A 14851-nucleotide genomic window follows, 5' to 3' on the forward strand; every position below is an offset into this window, starting at 1 on the left:
CGACTCCATTATCAAGTTCGGCTTGACGGCGCACGCATTACACGCGTGTAATTTGAATGGGGTTGTTCGCGCGGAACACAACAAAATGTGACCGGACGGACAAGCACGCCTTTCGCGTGGGGGGTTGCAGCGGCGATGACGCCGGTGCGCGACAAGGAGGCATCTGATGGACGGCCAGCTCGAGGTGGCCGACCTGCTCGGAAACGCGCCGGAGTGGCAGGAGCGGGCGCTGTGCTCGCAGACCGACCCGGAGGCGTTCTTTCCTGAGAAGGGCGGCTCGACCCGCGAGGCGAAGCGCATCTGCTCGCGGTGCGAAGTGAAGACGGAGTGCCTGGAATACGCTCTCGGCCACGACGAGCGGTTCGGGATCTGGGGTGGGCTCTCCGAGCGGGAGCGGCGCAAGCTCAAGCGGCGGGTCGCCGCCTGAGACGGTGCCGGGCCAGGGCGGTGGGGGCCGCCCGGCTCGGGACGACCGCGCGACCGGCGGGCGCCGGTCGGGTGTCGGTGACGGGCGCCGGCGACGCGACGGGGGTCGCGGAGGCCGGCGGACCCGGCGCCACGCGTGGGGGGATGCGCCCCTCAGGCCAGCTCGTCGGGGTCGACCCCGAGCAGGTTCGCCACCTGCTCGATGATCACGTCGTGCACCAGGTCGGCGAGGTCCTCGCGGTCCATCGCCCGGAACTCCAGCGGCCGCCGGTAGAGGACGATCCGCGGCGGCACCTCCTGCCGGCCGGGTCGGCCCGGCAACAGCCGGGCGAGCGGCACCTCGCCGTCCTCCAGCACGTCGGAGTCGTAGACGTTCAGGTCCGGCGGGACGTCCTCGACCGCGAACTCGACGCCGGCCAGCTCCTTGGCGAAGCGGCGTTCCAGCGTCTCCACCGTGTCCAGCACCAGGTCGTCGAATACCTCCGCCTTCGTCCGGGCCAGCGGCACGGTGGCCGGCACCAGCCGCCCGCGCAGCCCTCGACCGTGGCGGTCGCGGTGGGTGCGCCGGCCGGAGCCGGGGCGGCGGTGTTCCGGGCTCGTCATGAGGAAGAGGGTAGCCCCCGCCACCGGCCCGCCCGCCGCTGCGCCGCTGGTGCGGCGTGCCGGTGATCCGATCGGAGGAATTGTGATCACCGTGACGGGCGTGTCGCAACGCGAAGCGGTGCGCCGGACCCGGTAATGGGGATACCCTGCCGCCGTGAGGTCACCACGGCGCTGCTCCCGTAACGGCTGCCCCCGGCAAGCGGTCGCCACATTGACCTATGTCTACAACGAGTCGACAGCCGTGGTGGGCCCGCTGGCGGCCTTCGCCGAGCCGCACACGTACGACCTCTGTGAGCCGCACGCCCGCAGCCTGACCGCCCCGCGCGGCTGGGACGTGGTCCGGCACGAGGGCGAGTTCGAGCCCCCGCCGCCCACCACCGACGACCTGGTCGCCCTGGCCGAGGCCGTCCGCGAGGCCGCCCGCCCCGCGCCACCCCGTCCCCCCGAGGACGACCACGACCTCCACCAGGCCCAGCAAACCGGCCGCCGCGGCCACCTCCGCGTAATCCCCCCCACCCACTGACCCCCCCCGCGCGCCCGCCGGCGTCGCGCCCCCGCTCTCCTCGTCGATCATGAGGTTGGCGGGTCAGTTGATCTCCGATTCACCCGCCAACCTCATGATCGGCGGGCTGGCAGCGGGGAGCGCTGGGAGCGCTGGGGGGAGTGGGTCAGTGGCCGAGGAGGCGGGAGAAGGCGGCGGCGCGGCGGGCGGGCCGGTTGGTGCGCTGTTCGGCCTCGTCGGCGGAGAACATCAGCCGGAGGCCGGCGTTGACGGCCAGCCAGCGCAGGGGCTCGGGTTCCCACCTCGGGGAGCGGTGGTTGACCCACGGCAGGGCCGTGAGCTCGGTCCGCTGCCCCCGGATCAGGTCAGCCAGGGTGCGACCCGCGAGGTTGCTGGTGCCGACACCGTCGCCGACGTACCCGCCGGCCCAGGCCAGCCCGGACGCCCGGTCCAGGCCCACCGAGGCGGCCCAGTCCCGGGCCACGCCGAGCGGCCCGCCCCAGGTGTGCGTCACCGGGACCTCCGGCCCGAGCACGGGGAAGAGTTCGCCGAGCACCCGACGCAGGGCGGCGAAGACCCGCGGCTCCCGGTCGTAACCGGGCGCCGTCCGCGACCCGAAGTGGTACGGGGCGCCCCGCCCGCCGAAGGCCAGTCGACCGTCGGCGGTGCGCTGGCCGTAGATGATGACGTGCCGGTAGTCGGAGAAGGTCTCCCGGTCGGCCAGCCCGATTTCCGCCCACGTCGAAGCCGGCAGCGGCTCGGTGGCGACCATCAGCGAGTAGACCGGCGCGACGGTCCGGCGCTGCCTCGGCAGGCCGGGCGTGAAGCCCTCGGTGGCGCGGACCACCACCGGCGCCCGGACCACCCCGGCGGGGGTCACCGCCGCCCCGGGCCGGATCGCCGTCACCGGCGTCCGCTCGTAGATGGTCACCCCGCGGCGTTCGACCGCCCGGGCCAGCCCCCGGACCAGCCGGGCCGGATGCACGGCGGCGCAGTGCGGGGTGTACGTCCCACCGAGCACCCCGTCGGCGGCGCAGCGCGCGGCGGCCTGGTCGGCGTCGAGGAGCACCAGGTCCTCGTCGGAGAGGCCGTACTCCCGGGCCTCCTCCACCGCGGCCCGGGCGCGGCCGAGTTGGGCGCCGGAGCGGGCCAGCACCACCGTCCCGGCGGGCCGCCAGTCGCAGTCGATGCCCTCGGCGGCGACCACCCGGCCGACCTCGCGGACGCTCTCCTGCATGGCCCGCTGCATGGCCAGAGCCCGGTCCCGCCCGTGCCGCCGGGCCAGCGCGGGCAGCGAGGTGGGGAAGAGCGCGGAGCACCAGCCGCCGTTGCGTCCGGAGGCGCCGTACCCGGCGATCTCGGACTCCAGCACGGTGACCCGCAGCGTCGGGTCGGTCGCCGCCAGGTAGTACGCCGTCCACAGCCCGGTGTAGCCGGCTCCGACGATCACCACGTCCGCGTCGGCGTCGCCGGGCAGCGCGGGGCGCGGGGTCAGCGGCCCGTCCACGCTGGACAGCCAGTACGACAGCTCCTGGTAGCGCATCACCACTCCGGTGGGGGCAGGTCGTGGCGCAGCCGCGGATCGGGCTGCGGAATGCCGTACGCCTCGACGACCGGCACCACGCCGGCCCAGACCGGGCGGTCGAGGTCGTCCTCGAGGTCGTCGGGCGGGCCCGCGCTGACCTTCACCGAGCACTCGTCCAGCGGCAACGCGAGCACCAGGGTGGCGGCCAGTTCCTTCGCCGAGGGTGGCCGGATCACCGCCCACCGGCCGGGCAGCAGGTGCGCGGAGAGACGTTCCAGCGCGGCCAGCTTCTCCACGCCGTCCAGCGCGGTCAGCGCGCCGAGCACCATCGCGCAGCGGTAGTTCATCGAGGACTCGAAGGCGCTGCGGGCCAGCACCAGGCCGTCGAGCAGGGTGACGGTCAGGCAGGCCGGGGCCCCGGCGGCCAGGTGCCGGAAGAGCCGGCTGCCGGTGGAGCCGTGCACCAGCACCCGGTCACCGTCGCGGGCGTACGCCACCGGCAGCGCGTACGGCTGGTCGCCGTCGACGATGGCCAGGTGGCCGACCCGGCCGGCGTCGAGCACGGCGTGCAGCACGGCGCGGTCGTGGACCGCGAGGTCGGGCAACCGCCGGACCCGGGTGCGGGGTGTGCCACCGACGCCCCCGGGGCCGTCGGCCCGCTCTTCGACCGGGTGCGCGACGGTGCGGGGCCGGTCCCCGGTGTCCCGGGAGCCGACCCCGCCCGAGCCTGGTCCGCCGGTCAGAGCCGGGCCCATGCCTCGGTCAGCACGGCCCGCAGGATCTGCTCGATCTCGTCGAACTGCTGCTGCTCGGCGATCAGCGGCGGGGCGAGCTGCACCACCGGGTCGCCCCGGTCGTCGGCGCGGCAGTAGAGGCCGGCCTGGAACAGCGCGGTGGAGAGGAAGCCGCGCAGCAGCCGCTCCGACTCGGCCTCGTCGAAGGTCGCCCTGGTCGCCTTGTCCTTCACCAGTTCGATGCCGTAGAAGTAGCCGTCGCCCCGGACGTCGCCGACGATCGGCAGGTCGTTCAGCTTCTCCAGGGTGGACCGGAAGGCGTCCTCGTTGGCCCGGACGTGCCCGACCAGGTCCTCGCGGGCGAAGACCTCCAAGTTGGCCAGGGCCACCGCGCAGGAGACCGGGTGGCCGCCGAAGGTCACCCCGTGGGCGAACATGCCGGTCTCGGTGAGGAACGGCTCCATCAGCCGCTCGCTGGCGATCATCGCGCCGAGCGGGGCGTAGCCGGAGGTGAGGCCCTTGGCGGTGGTGATGATGTCCGGCTGGTAGCCGTACCGGGTGGCGCCGAAGTACTCACCCAGCCGGCCCCAGGAGCAGATCACCTCGTCACTCACGAGCAGCACGTCGTACGCGTCGCAGATCTCGCGGACCCGCTCGAAGTAGCCGGGCGGGGGCGGGAAGCAGCCGCCGGAGTTCTGCACCGGCTCCAGGAAGACCGCGGCGACGGTGTCCGGCCCCTCCCGCTCGATGGCCCGGCCGATCTCCTCGGCGGCCCAGCGGCCGAACGCCTCGGGGGAGTCGCCGTGCTCGGGGGCGCGGTAGAAGTTGGTGTTCGGCACCTTGATGCCGCCGGGCACCAGCGGCTCGAAGTCGCTCTTGATGCCGGGCAGGCCGGTGATCGACAGCGCGCCCATCGAGGTGCCGTGGTACGCGATGTAGCGGCTGACCACCTTGTGCTTGTTCGGCTGGCCGGTGCGCTTGAAGTAGGCCCGGGCCAGCTTCCAGGCCGCCTCGACGGCCTCCGAGCCGCCGGTGGTGAAGAAGATCCGGTTCAGGTCGCCGGGGGCGAGCGAGGCGATCTTCTCGGCCAGTTCGATGGCCTTCGGGTGGGCGTACGACCAGAGCGGGAAGTAGGCCAGCTCGCCGGCCTGCTTGGCGGCCGCCTCGGCCAGTTCGGTGCGGCCGTGGCCGGCGTTGACGACGAAGAGACCGGCGAGTCCGTCCAGGTAGCGACGGCCTCGGGAGTCCCAGACGTAGGCGCCCTCGCCGCGCACGATGGTCGGCACCTCGCCGTCGGAGTAGCTGGCCATCCGGGTGAAGTGCATCCAGAGGTGGTCGGTGGCGTTGGCCATGTCAGCCCCATCGGGTCTCGGGCCGGTCAGGGGTGACACCGGCCGCTCTGCCCACGGTTATCGCACAACGGGTGCTGATAACGCAAGTGCCAGCGGCTTGACGCAACGGATTCAGTGAGAAGCGTTGAGGAGGACAACGGAATCCGTATCAGGCCGTGCCCCAGCTGTAGGTCTGCTTGCGCAGCTTGAGGTAGACGAACGCCTCGGTCGCCAGCACGCCCTCGACGGCGCGCAGCTTCTGCAGGATCTCCAGCAGGTGGGCGTCGTTGCGGCAGACCACCTCGGCCAGCAGGTCGAACGACCCGGCCGTGATGACCACGTAGTCGATCTCCTCGAACCCGGCGAGCCGGTCGGCGACGGCCTCCAGGTCGCCGTCGGTGCGCAACCCGATCATCGCCTGCCGGGGAAAGCCGAGCTGGAGCGGATCGGTCACCGCGACGATCTGCATGACGCCGGCGTCGAGCAGTCGCTGCACCCGCTGGCGGACCGCCGCCTCGGACAGGCCGACCGCCTTGCCGATGGTCGCGTACGGGCGGCGGCCGTCCTCCTGGAGCTGCTCGATGATCTGCTTCGCCACATCGTCCAGCAGAGCGTGACTGGCGCCGTCGCGTACGGTGACGCGACGCGAGCCGTTGCCAGTCTCCAGGTGCCGGTTGTTCATCGCCGCTCCCATGTCCGATTGCTTGGGGCTGAGCGTAGTGCCCCCGCCGCAGTCTGGCGTATTTCGTCGCCCATTGCTATTCCCGCAACGGAATCCCTTGTAAGGAAGGTCACTGCATGTCAGGATCAGTCGTCCATCGCCACTGACCCTCCCGCCGGCGCGCCACCCCCCGTCCCGCCGCCGACGATGACCCCCCTAGGAGTCGTCACATGCGTAGTCCCCTCCGGCCCCTTACCCGGCGTGGTCTGCTCACCGGCACCCTCGGCTCGGCGGCGCTGCTGGCCACCGCCGGCGCGTTGACCGGCTGCGGCACGAAGGGTGCCCAGCAGACCGAGGCCGGTTGCAAGAGCGATGACCTCTCCGCTACGGAGAAGAAGCTGGCCTTCTCGAACTGGCCGCAGTACATGGACGTCGACGAGAAGGACGAGTCGAAGCGGCCCACGCTCGACGCCTTCATCGCCAAGTCCGGCATCCAGGTGACCTACACCGAGGACGTCAACGACAACAACGAGTTCTTCGGCAAGGTGCAGAACCAGCTCGCCGGCTGCCAGACCACCGGACGGGACATCATGGTCCTCACCGACTGGATGGCAGCCCGGATGATCCGACTCGGCTGGATCCAGAAGCTGGACAAGGCCAAGATGCCCAACGTCGAGGCCAACCTGCTGCCCTCGCTGCGCAACCGCTCCTTCGACCCCGACAGCGAGCTCGCCATCCCGTGGCAGTCCGGCCTCGCCGGTCTCGCCTACAACGCCAAGGTGGCGAAGGAGATCCGCACCGTTGACGAGCTGCTCACCCGCCCCGACCTCAAGGGCAAGGTGACCGCGCTCTCCGAGATGCGGGACACCATGGGCCTGCTGCTCCAGTCCAACGGTCACGACCCGGCGAACTTCACCGCCGCGCAGTTCGACGACGCGCTGAACAAGCTCAAGAAGGCCGTGGAGTCCAAGCAGATCCGCAAGTTCACCGGCAACGACTACGCCCCGGACCTGGCCAAGGGCGACATCGCCGCCTGCATCGGCTGGTCCGGCGACGTGATCCAGCTCGGCTTCGAGGACGAGAAGATCAAGTTCGTGGTGCCCGACTCCGGCGTGATGCTCTGGTCGGACAACATGCTCGTGCCGAACAAGGCCACCCACCGGGCCAACGCCGAAGAGCTGATGAACTACTACTACGACCCGGCGGTGGCCGCGAAGCTGGCCGCGTACGTGAACTACATCTGCCCGGTCAAGGGCGCGCAGGCCGAGATGGAGAAGATCGACCCGGACCTGGCCGCCAACCCGCTGATCTTCCCGGATGAGGCGATGCTGTCGAAGTCCAAGGTCTTCATGGCCCTGGACGAGAAGCAGGAGAAGGAGTACGAGGCCAAGTTCCAGCAGGTCATCGGGGCGTGAGGACGATGGGACACGAGGCACCGGCCGGCGACCTGCGGCTGGCCAACCTGACCAAGCGGTTCGGCATCTTCACCGCGGTCGACGACCTCAGCCTGACCATCCCGCAGGGCTCGTTCTTCGCCCTGCTCGGCGCGTCCGGCTGCGGCAAGACCACCACGCTGCGGATGATCGCCGGGCTGGAGGAGCCGACCAGCGGGCAGGTGCTGCTCGGCGACCGGGACATCGCCCGGCTGCGGCCGTACAAGCGACCGGTGAACACCGTGTTCCAGAGCTACGCCCTCTTCCCGCACCTGGACATCAACGAGAACGTGGCCTTCGGGCTGCGCCGGCGGGGCATCCGCAAGGTCGCCGACCAGGTCGACCGGATGCTCGCGCTGGTGCAGCTCGAGGGGTACGGCCGCCGCCGCCCCGCCCAGCTCTCCGGCGGGCAGCAGCAGCGGGTCGCGCTGGCCCGCGCCCTCATCAACCACCCGCAGGTGCTGCTGCTGGACGAGCCGCTCGGCGCGCTGGACCTCAAGCTGCGCCGGCAGATGCAGATCGAGCTGAAGCGGATCCAGACCGAGGTCGGCATCACCTTCGTGCACGTCACCCACGACCAGGAGGAGGCCATGACCATGGCCGACACCGTCGCGGTGATGAACGCCGGAAAGATCGAGCAGCTCGGCGCCCCCGCCGACATCTACGAGTTCCCGGCGACCGCGTTCGTGGCGAACTTCCTCGGCCAGTCCAACCTGCTCGCCGGCGAGGCGGGCGGGACGAGCGGCGACCACGTGCTGGTCTCCGCGCACGGCGGGCGCTTCTCGGTGCCCGCCGCGCGGGCCCGCCTCGACCGGGGACCGGTCTTCCTCGGGGTACGCCCCGAGAAGCTGCACCTGGTCGGGACCGCCGCCGAGGTGCCGGCCGGCCACCAGCACGTCGGCGGCGTGGTGACCGACGCCTCCTACGTCGGCGTCAGCACCCAGTACCTGGTGAAGACCGCCTGGGGCAGCGAGCTGTCGGCGTTCTCCGCGAACAGCGGCCTCGGCGGGCAGCTCCCGGTCGGCGCCCCCGTGGTGGCGCACTGGGACCCGCGGCACGCCTTCCTGCTCCGCCGGGAGCCGGGCGAGGAAGACCGCACCACCCCGCTGCTCGACGAGCCGCCGGTGAGCGTGCTGTCATGACCGCGCTCGCCCACGTACCCACCTCGTCGGGGCAGCCGGCGGCGCCGCCGGCCCGGCGCGGGCGGTACCGGCTGCTGCCGTACCTGCTGCTGCTGCCGGGGGCGGCCTGGCTGCTGATCTTCTTCGCCCTGCCGCTGTTCCAGCTCGCGGCGGCCAGCCTGTACGACCGGAGCGACTCGCTCGCCACCGGGTACTCGCCGGCCCTCGAGCTCGGCAACTACCCGGAGGCATTTGAGGCGTACTGGCCGCAGTTCACCCGATCGTTCGCCTACTCGGCGATCGCGCTGGTGCTGGCCCTGCTGATGGGCTACCCGCTGGCGTACGCCATCGCGCAGAAGGCCGGCCGGTGGAAGAACCTGCTGCTGGTCGCCGTGGTCGCGCCGATGTTCACCAGCTTCCTGGTCCGCACCCTGGCCTGGAAGACCATCCTGTCGGACAACGGCTGGGTGGTCGGGCTGCTGCGGGACGTGCACCTGCTCGGGCCGGACGGCCGGCTGCTGGCCACCCCGATCGCGGTGGTGCTCGGCCTGACCTACAACTTCCTGCCGTTCCTGGTGCTGCCGCTGTACGCGAGCCTGGAGCGGCTGGACTACCGGCTGCTGGAGGCGGCGAGCGACCTGTACGCCAACCCGCTGCGGGCGTTCCGGAAGGTCACCCTGCCGCTGTCGATGCCCGGGCTGATCGCCGGAACGCTGCTCTTCTTCATCCCGGCGACCGGTGACTACATCAACGCCGAGCTGCTCGGCACCCCGAACGAGTACATGATCGGCAACGTCATCGACTCGGCGTTCCTGGTCCGGCTGGACTACCCGCAGGGCGCGGCCCTGTCGTTCCTCCTGATGGCGGCGATCCTCGCGGTGGTCTTCGTCTACCTGCTCAAGGCCGGCACGGAGGAGGTGCTCTGATGAGAATCTCGCGTTGGTTGGCCGACCGGTGGGTGATGGGCGTCGCCCTGCTGGTCCTCGGCTACCTGTCGCTGCCGATCCTCGTGGTGGCCGGCCTCTCTTTCAACCGCCCCTCCAGCCGGCTCTCCTACGACTTCCACGAGTTCACCCTCGACAACTGGACGCACCCCTGCGCCACGTCGGACATGTGCGACGCCGTGGTGCGCAGTGTGCAGATCGGCTTCATCGCCACCGTGGTCTCCACGGGGCTCGGCACGCTGATGGCCTTCGCCCTGGTCCGGCACCGGTTCACCGGCCGGTCCGGGATCAACCTGCTGATCTTCCTGCCGATGGCCACCCCTGAACTGGTGATGGGCACCTCGCTGCTCGCCCTCTTCGTCTGGTCGGACGGCCAGCTCCGGGCCACCTTCGGCTTCGGCATCCCGCAGGGCTTCTGGACCATCGTCATCGCGCACGTGATGTTCTGCGTGTCGTTCGTGGTGGTGACCGTGAAGGCGCGGCTGGCCGGCATGGACAGCCGGCTGGAGGAGGCCGCCATGGACCTCTACGCCAGCGAGTGGCAGACCTTCCGGCGGATCACCCTGCCGCTGGTGCTCCCCGGCATCGTGGCCGCCGCGCTGCTCGCCTTCTCGCTCAGCTTCGACGACTTCATCATCACGAACTTCAACGCGGGCACCACCGTCACCTTCCCGATGTACGTCTGGGGTGCCTCACAGCGCGGCATCCCGCCGCAGGTGAACGTCATCGGCACAGCGATGTTCGTGATCGCGCTGCTGCTGGTCGGACTCAGCTCGCTGCGCGGCCGGCGGGCGAAGCGCCGGTCATGAACCTCCCGCATACCGGCCGGGCGTTGGCCGACGCGGCGCCCGTGCCGTACTGGCTCGACCGTCCGGAACGCCCCGACCCGCTGCCGCCGCTCACCGGTACGCACACCGCCGACCTGCTGGTCGTCGGCGGCGGGTACGCCGGGCTCTGGACCGCCCTGCTCGCCAAGCGGGCCGACCCGGACCGCGACGTGCTCCTGGTCGATGCCGGAACCTGCGGCTGGGCGGCGTCCGGGCGCAACGGCGGATTCTGCGCCGCCTCGCTCACCCACGGGCTGGCCAACGGCGTCGACCGCTTCCCCGGCGAGATCGACGAGCTGGAACGGCTCGGCCGGGAGAACCTGGACGGCATCGCTGCCGCGGTCGCCGAGCACGGCATCGACTGCGACTTCGAACGCACCGGTGAGCTGGCGGTGGCCGTCGAGCCGTACCAGCTCGCCGGGCTCGCCTCCGACGCCGAGCTGGCCCGCCGGTACGGCCACGACGTCCGCCTGCTCGACCGCGACGAGGTACGCGCCGAGGTGGACTCGCCGACGTACCTCGGTGGGATGTGGGACCGGGACCGGGTGGCCATGCTCGACCCGGCGAAGCTGGCCTGGGGGCTGCGCCGGGCCTGCCTCGACCTCGGCGTGCGGATCCACGAGCACACCCGGGTCACCGGCCTGCGCCGCGACGGCGGGGCGCTGTGGCTCGCGACCGCCGGCGGTGCCGACGCCGCCCCGGGCAGCGTCCGCGCCCGGCAGGTCGCGCTCGCCACCAACGCGTTCCCGCCGCTGCTGCGCCGGCTGCGGGCCTGGCTGGTCCCGGTGTACGACTACGCGCTGATGACCGAGCCGCTCACGCCCGGGCAGCGGAAGGCGATCGGCTGGACCAACCGGCAGGGGCTCGCCGACACCGGCAACCAGTTCCACTACTACCGGATCACCGCCGACGGCCGGATTCTCTTCGGCGGGTACGACGCGGTCTACCACTACGGCAACCGGATCGCGCCCGAGTTGGAACAGCGGACGGTCACCTTCACCGCCCTCGCCGAGCACTTCTTCACCACCTTCCCGCAGCTCTCCGACGTGCGGTTCAGCCACCGCTGGGGTGGGGTCATCGACACCTGCACCCGGTTCTGCCCGTTCTTCGGCACCGCGTACCAGGGCCGGCTGGCGTACACCGCCGGGTTCACCGGGCTCGGCGTCGGGGCGACCCGGTTCGGCGCCCGGGTGATGCTCGACCTGCTCGGCGGCGAGGAGACCCCGCTGACCCGGCTCGACCTGGTGCGCAGCAAACCACTGCCGTTCCCGCCGGAGCCGTTCCGGGCCACCGGCATCAATCTCACCCGCTGGTCGCTGGCCCGCGCCGACGCGCGCGAGGGGCGGCGCAACCTCTGGCTCCGTACGCTCGATCGTCTTGGTTTGGGGTTCGATTCCTGATGCGCATCCTGCTCGTCGGCGCGGGCGGCGTCGGCTCCGCCGCCGTCGCCATCGCCGCCCGCCGCACCTTCTTCGAGACCATGGTGGTCGCCGACTACGACCTGGGCCGTGCGTCCCGGGCGATCGCCGAGCACGACGGCCGCTTCGTCGCCGCCCACGTCGACGCCGCCTCGGCGGACGCGGTCGCCGCGCTCTGCCGGGAGCACCGGATCACCCACGTGCTCAACGCGGTCGACCCGCGCTTCGTCATGCCGATCTTCGACGGCGCGTTCGCCGCCGGCGCCGACTACCTCGACATGGCGATGTCCCTGTCCCACCCGCACCCGACCCGCCCCCACGCCGAGACCGGGGTGAAGCTCGGCGACGAGCAGTTCGCTCGTTCGGAGCAGTGGTCCGCTGCCGGGCGGCTCGCGCTCTGCGGCATCGGCATCGAGCCCGGCCTGTCGGACGTCTTCGCCCGCTACGCCGCCGACGAGCTGTTCAGCGAGATCGACGAGATCGGGGTCCGCGACGGCGCCAACCTCACCGTCGACGGGTACGACTTCGCGCCGTCGTTCTCCATCTGGACCACCATCGAGGAGTGCCTCAACCCGCCAGTCATCTGGGAGGCCGACCGGGGCTGGTACACCACCCCGCCGTTCAGCGAGCCGGAGGTCTTCGACTTCCCGGCGGGGATCGGCCCCGTCGAGTGCGTCAACGTGGAACACGAGGAGGTGCTGCTCGTCCCGCGGTGGGTCAAGGCGAAGCGGGTCACCTTCAAGTACGGCCTCGGCGACGAGTTCATCGAGGTGCTGAAGACCCTGCACAAGCTGGGCCTGGACTCGACCCGCCCGGTGTCGGTGCGGGGCGCCCAGGTCTCCCCGCGGGACGTCGTCGCCGCCTGCCTGCCCGACCCCGCCACCCTCGGCGACCGGATGCGCGGCAAGACCTGCGCCGGGACGTACGTCACCGGCGCCGGGGTCGACGGCCGGCCCCGGAAGGTCTACCTCTACCACGTCGTCGACAACGGGTGGTCGATGAAGGAGTACGGCCACCAGGCGGTGGTCTGGCAGACCGCCGTCAACCCGGTCGTCGCCCTGGAACTGCTCGCCACCGGCGCCTGGTCCGGCGCCGGCGTGCTCGGCCCGGAGGCGCTGCCGCCGGTACCCTTCCTGGACCTGCTGACCGGCTACGGTTCGCCGTGGGGGATGGAGGAGCGGTGACCCGCTACGGCCCGATGTTCGGCCCCGACATCACCTTCCTCGGCGTGCCGCCCTGCACTCTTTCCGAGCCTGTCACCTATGTGGACGCGGACATCGTCATCGTCGGCGCACCCTTCGACGGGGGCACCTCGCACCGGCCCGGCACCCGGTTCGGCCCGTCCGCCATCCGCCAGGCCTGCTACCTGCCGCACGACGGCTCCCGCCCGTCCCTGGCGTTCCGCGTCGACGCCCTGAAGGACCTCCGGGTGTACGACGCCGGTGACGTCGAGATGTTCTCCGGCGACATCGAGCGGTCCCTGTCGGCCCTGGAAGAGGCCGTCCATGCGGTGGCCCGGGCCGGTGCCATCCCGATCGTGCTCGGCGGCGACCACTCCATCGCCCTGCCCGACGCCACCGGGGTGGCCCGGCAGCACGGGCTCGGCCGGGTGTCGCTGGTCCACTTCGACGCGCACGCCGACACCGGGGACATCGAGTTCGGCTCGCTGCACGGGCACGGCCAGCCGATGCGCCGGCTCATCGAGTCCGGCGCGGTACGCGGCGACCGCTTCCTCCAGATCGGGCTGCGCGGCTACTGGCCCGGCCCGGAGACGCTGTCCTGGATGGCGGAGCAGCGAATGCGGTCGTACGAGATGACCGAGGTGGTCGCCCGCGGACTGGACGCCTGTCTGTCCGAGGCCTTCGAGATCGCGGTGGACGAGTGCGAGGGCGTCTTCCTCTCCGTCGACGTGGACGTGGTCGACCCCGGCATGGCTCCCGGCACCGGCACCCCCGAGCCCGGCGGCCTGACCTCCCGCCAACTCCTCGACGCGGTCCGCCGCGTCTGCTACGAGCTGCCGGTGATCGGCGTCGACGTGGTCGAGGTGGCCCCGCCCTACGACCACGCCGACATCACCGCCTACCTCGGCAACCGCGTGGTCCTGGAGGCCCTGTCGGCGATCGCCCGCCGCCGCCGCGACGCCGCCGGCGGCCCACCCTGGAACCCCACCCAACCCCTCCTAGACGCCCGCTGACCCCCCGCCCCAACCCCCACCCCACCCCTTCTCCCGCGATCTTGCACTTTGTGTCGCCGCATTCCGGCCAATAGCACCTAAATCGGGGTCAGCAACTGCAAGATCGCGGGCGATAGGGATGGGGGTAACACGGGGGGCGGGGTGGGGGCTGGTTGTCCACAGGGGGGTGGGTTGTCCACAGGCGGTTTGGTCGGGGGCGGGGTGGTGGGGGTGGTTGGCGGATTCTGCGGACATGCCGACCGAGCTGTTGACTACCAGGGCGCTGATGCGGGCGCTCACCATCAGGCGGATCAGGACCCGCATCAGCAGAGAAGAACTGCTGCGGGTGCGGCGGGGTGTCTACACCCGGCAGGTGTGCGATGACGAGGACGAACTGCGGGCCCTGATGCTGCGCCTTCCCGTGGAGGCCATGCTGACCATGCAGAGCGCCGCCCGCCGCCACGGGTTCGGCGTGCTGCCCGAGGGAGCCGTGCACGTGCAGTTGCCGCCGCGGCTGGCCAGGCCGCGGCTGCCCGGCCTGATCGTCCACCACTCGGTACTTCCGGTGCGTCCGGTGATCGTCGGTGGGCTGCCCTGCGTCCCGGCCGCCCAATGTGCGGTCGACCTGGCGCGCACCGCTCGACGCATGGACGCGCTGCCCGTGCTCGACTCCGCTCTTCGTTCCGGAGCGGTGGGCGCGGACGATCTCCTCACCGAGCTGCCGTTGCACAGGACGCTGCGCGGTATTCGTCAAGCGCGACAGCTGGTGCCGTTGGCGGACGGCCGCGCGGAATGCCGGCAGGAGAGCCAGCTGAGGCTGCTCCTCATCGACGCCGGGCTGCCCGTCCCCGAGCCGCAGATCTGGGTGCACGACGAGTACGGCATCTCACGCTTCCGGATCGATCTCGGATATCGCGAACGTCGGGTTGGCGTCGAGTACGACGGGCTCTCTCACCTGGACCGGGAGCGGCTGCGCCACGATCGCGACAGAGTCAACTGGCTGGACGCGAGCGGCTGGAGAATGCGCTACTTCACCGACCGGGACCTCTACCGCCGCCCGGCCCACATCATCGCCACCGTCCGCGCCGCCCTGGCCTGACTGTGAGCATGGCGGGGTCGGTTCAGCAGTGGTGAGCTGACAGTTGGCAGCGGT

15 protein-coding genes are annotated in these 14851 nt (G+C 71.4%); 10 read left to right on the forward strand and 5 right to left on the reverse strand.

Going from position 1 to position 14851, the window contains the following annotated elements; genetic code table 11:
* Nucleotides 1-166: 166 nt before the first annotated feature.
* Nucleotides 167-427, forward strand: a complete 261-nt coding sequence (locus ACFOYX_RS26745) for a WhiB family transcriptional regulator (protein ID WP_013284161.1) — start codon at nt 167-169, stop codon at nt 425-427.
* A gap of 152 nt (nt 428-579) precedes the next feature.
* Here ACFOYX_RS26745 and ACFOYX_RS26750 read toward each other — a convergent pair whose 3' ends face one another.
* Nucleotides 580-1029 (reverse strand): metallopeptidase family protein, encoded by a 450-nt coding sequence (locus ACFOYX_RS26750; RefSeq protein ID WP_088963879.1) that lies wholly within the window; start codon nt 1027-1029, stop codon nt 580-582.
* Nucleotides 1030-1183: 154 nt separating this feature from the next.
* Between ACFOYX_RS26750 and ACFOYX_RS26755 the strand changes: the two genes are divergently transcribed.
* Complete coding sequence (locus ACFOYX_RS26755) at nt 1184-1552, forward strand: DUF3499 domain-containing protein (RefSeq protein ID WP_322440626.1); 369 nt, start codon at nt 1184-1186, stop codon at nt 1550-1552.
* Nucleotides 1553-1697: 145 nt separating this feature from the next.
* Here the strand turns inward: ACFOYX_RS26755 and ACFOYX_RS26760 are convergent, their stop codons facing one another.
* From ACFOYX_RS26760 to ACFOYX_RS26775, 4 genes are all read right to left on the reverse strand, one after another.
* Nucleotides 1698-3074 carry an FAD-dependent oxidoreductase gene (locus tag ACFOYX_RS26760; protein ID WP_322440625.1) on the reverse strand — a complete coding sequence of 459 codons (1377 nt, stop codon included), beginning with the start codon at nt 3072-3074 and terminating at the stop codon, nt 1698-1700.
* A complete protein-coding gene (locus ACFOYX_RS26765; protein ID WP_322440624.1) occupies nt 3074-3811 on the reverse strand; it encodes a pyridoxamine 5'-phosphate oxidase family protein in 738 nt (245 codons plus the stop codon). The genes ACFOYX_RS26760 and ACFOYX_RS26765 overlap by 1 nt, the downstream gene beginning before the upstream one ends.
* Nucleotides 3796-5142, reverse strand: coding sequence for an aspartate aminotransferase family protein (locus ACFOYX_RS26770; RefSeq protein ID WP_109800526.1), 1347 nt, complete (start codon nt 5140-5142; stop codon nt 3796-3798). The genes ACFOYX_RS26765 and ACFOYX_RS26770 overlap by 16 nt, the downstream gene beginning before the upstream one ends.
* 148 nt (nt 5143-5290) lie before the next feature.
* Nucleotides 5291-5803: an Lrp/AsnC family transcriptional regulator gene (locus ACFOYX_RS26775; RefSeq protein ID WP_109800525.1), complete on the reverse strand. Its 513-nt coding sequence runs from the start codon at nt 5801-5803 to the stop codon at nt 5291-5293.
* Nucleotides 5804-6012: 209 nt separating this feature from the next.
* On the opposite strand from ACFOYX_RS26775, the gene ACFOYX_RS26780 reads away from it, so the two are divergent.
* The 8 genes from ACFOYX_RS26780 to ACFOYX_RS26815 all read left to right on the forward strand — a co-directional run bounded on the left by ACFOYX_RS26780 (nt 6013) and on the right by ACFOYX_RS26815 (nt 14797).
* Nucleotides 6013-7197, forward strand: a complete 1185-nt coding sequence (locus ACFOYX_RS26780; RefSeq protein WP_109800524.1) for a spermidine/putrescine ABC transporter substrate-binding protein — start codon at nt 6013-6015, stop codon at nt 7195-7197.
* A gap of 5 nt (nt 7198-7202) precedes the next feature.
* Nucleotides 7203-8357: an ABC transporter ATP-binding protein gene (locus ACFOYX_RS26785; protein WP_322440721.1), complete on the forward strand. Its 1155-nt coding sequence runs from the start codon at nt 7203-7205 to the stop codon at nt 8355-8357.
* Nucleotides 8354-9262 carry an ABC transporter permease gene (locus ACFOYX_RS26790; RefSeq protein WP_322440623.1) on the forward strand — a complete coding sequence of 303 codons (909 nt, stop codon included), beginning with the start codon at nt 8354-8356 and terminating at the stop codon, nt 9260-9262. The genes ACFOYX_RS26785 and ACFOYX_RS26790 overlap by 4 nt, the downstream gene beginning before the upstream one ends.
* Nucleotides 9262-10089: an ABC transporter permease gene (locus ACFOYX_RS26795; RefSeq protein WP_322440622.1), complete on the forward strand. Its 828-nt coding sequence runs from the start codon at nt 9262-9264 to the stop codon at nt 10087-10089. The genes ACFOYX_RS26790 and ACFOYX_RS26795 overlap by 1 nt, the downstream gene beginning before the upstream one ends.
* Nucleotides 10086-11507, forward strand: a complete 1422-nt coding sequence (locus ACFOYX_RS26800; protein ID WP_322440621.1) for an FAD-dependent oxidoreductase — start codon at nt 10086-10088, stop codon at nt 11505-11507. Before ACFOYX_RS26795 ends, ACFOYX_RS26800 begins: the two co-directional genes overlap by 4 nt.
* Entirely contained in the window at nt 11507-12709 is a 1203-nt protein-coding gene (locus ACFOYX_RS26805) for a saccharopine dehydrogenase C-terminal domain-containing protein (RefSeq protein WP_322440620.1), read from the forward strand. The genes ACFOYX_RS26800 and ACFOYX_RS26805 overlap by 1 nt, the downstream gene beginning before the upstream one ends.
* Nucleotides 12706-13719: an agmatinase gene (gene speB, locus ACFOYX_RS26810; RefSeq protein ID WP_322440619.1), complete on the forward strand. Its 1014-nt coding sequence runs from the start codon at nt 12706-12708 to the stop codon at nt 13717-13719. Before ACFOYX_RS26805 ends, speB begins: the two co-directional genes overlap by 4 nt.
* Nucleotides 13720-13951: 232 nt before the next feature.
* Nucleotides 13952-14797 carry a DUF559 domain-containing protein gene (locus ACFOYX_RS26815; RefSeq protein ID WP_322475189.1) on the forward strand — a complete coding sequence of 282 codons (846 nt, stop codon included), beginning with the start codon at nt 13952-13954 and terminating at the stop codon, nt 14795-14797.
* Nucleotides 14798-14851: the final 54 nt, after the last annotated feature.

The organism is Micromonospora sp. GCM10011541 (assembly GCF_042650725.1).
Classification (GTDB): domain Bacteria; phylum Actinomycetota; class Actinomycetes; order Mycobacteriales; family Micromonosporaceae; genus Micromonospora; species Micromonospora sicca.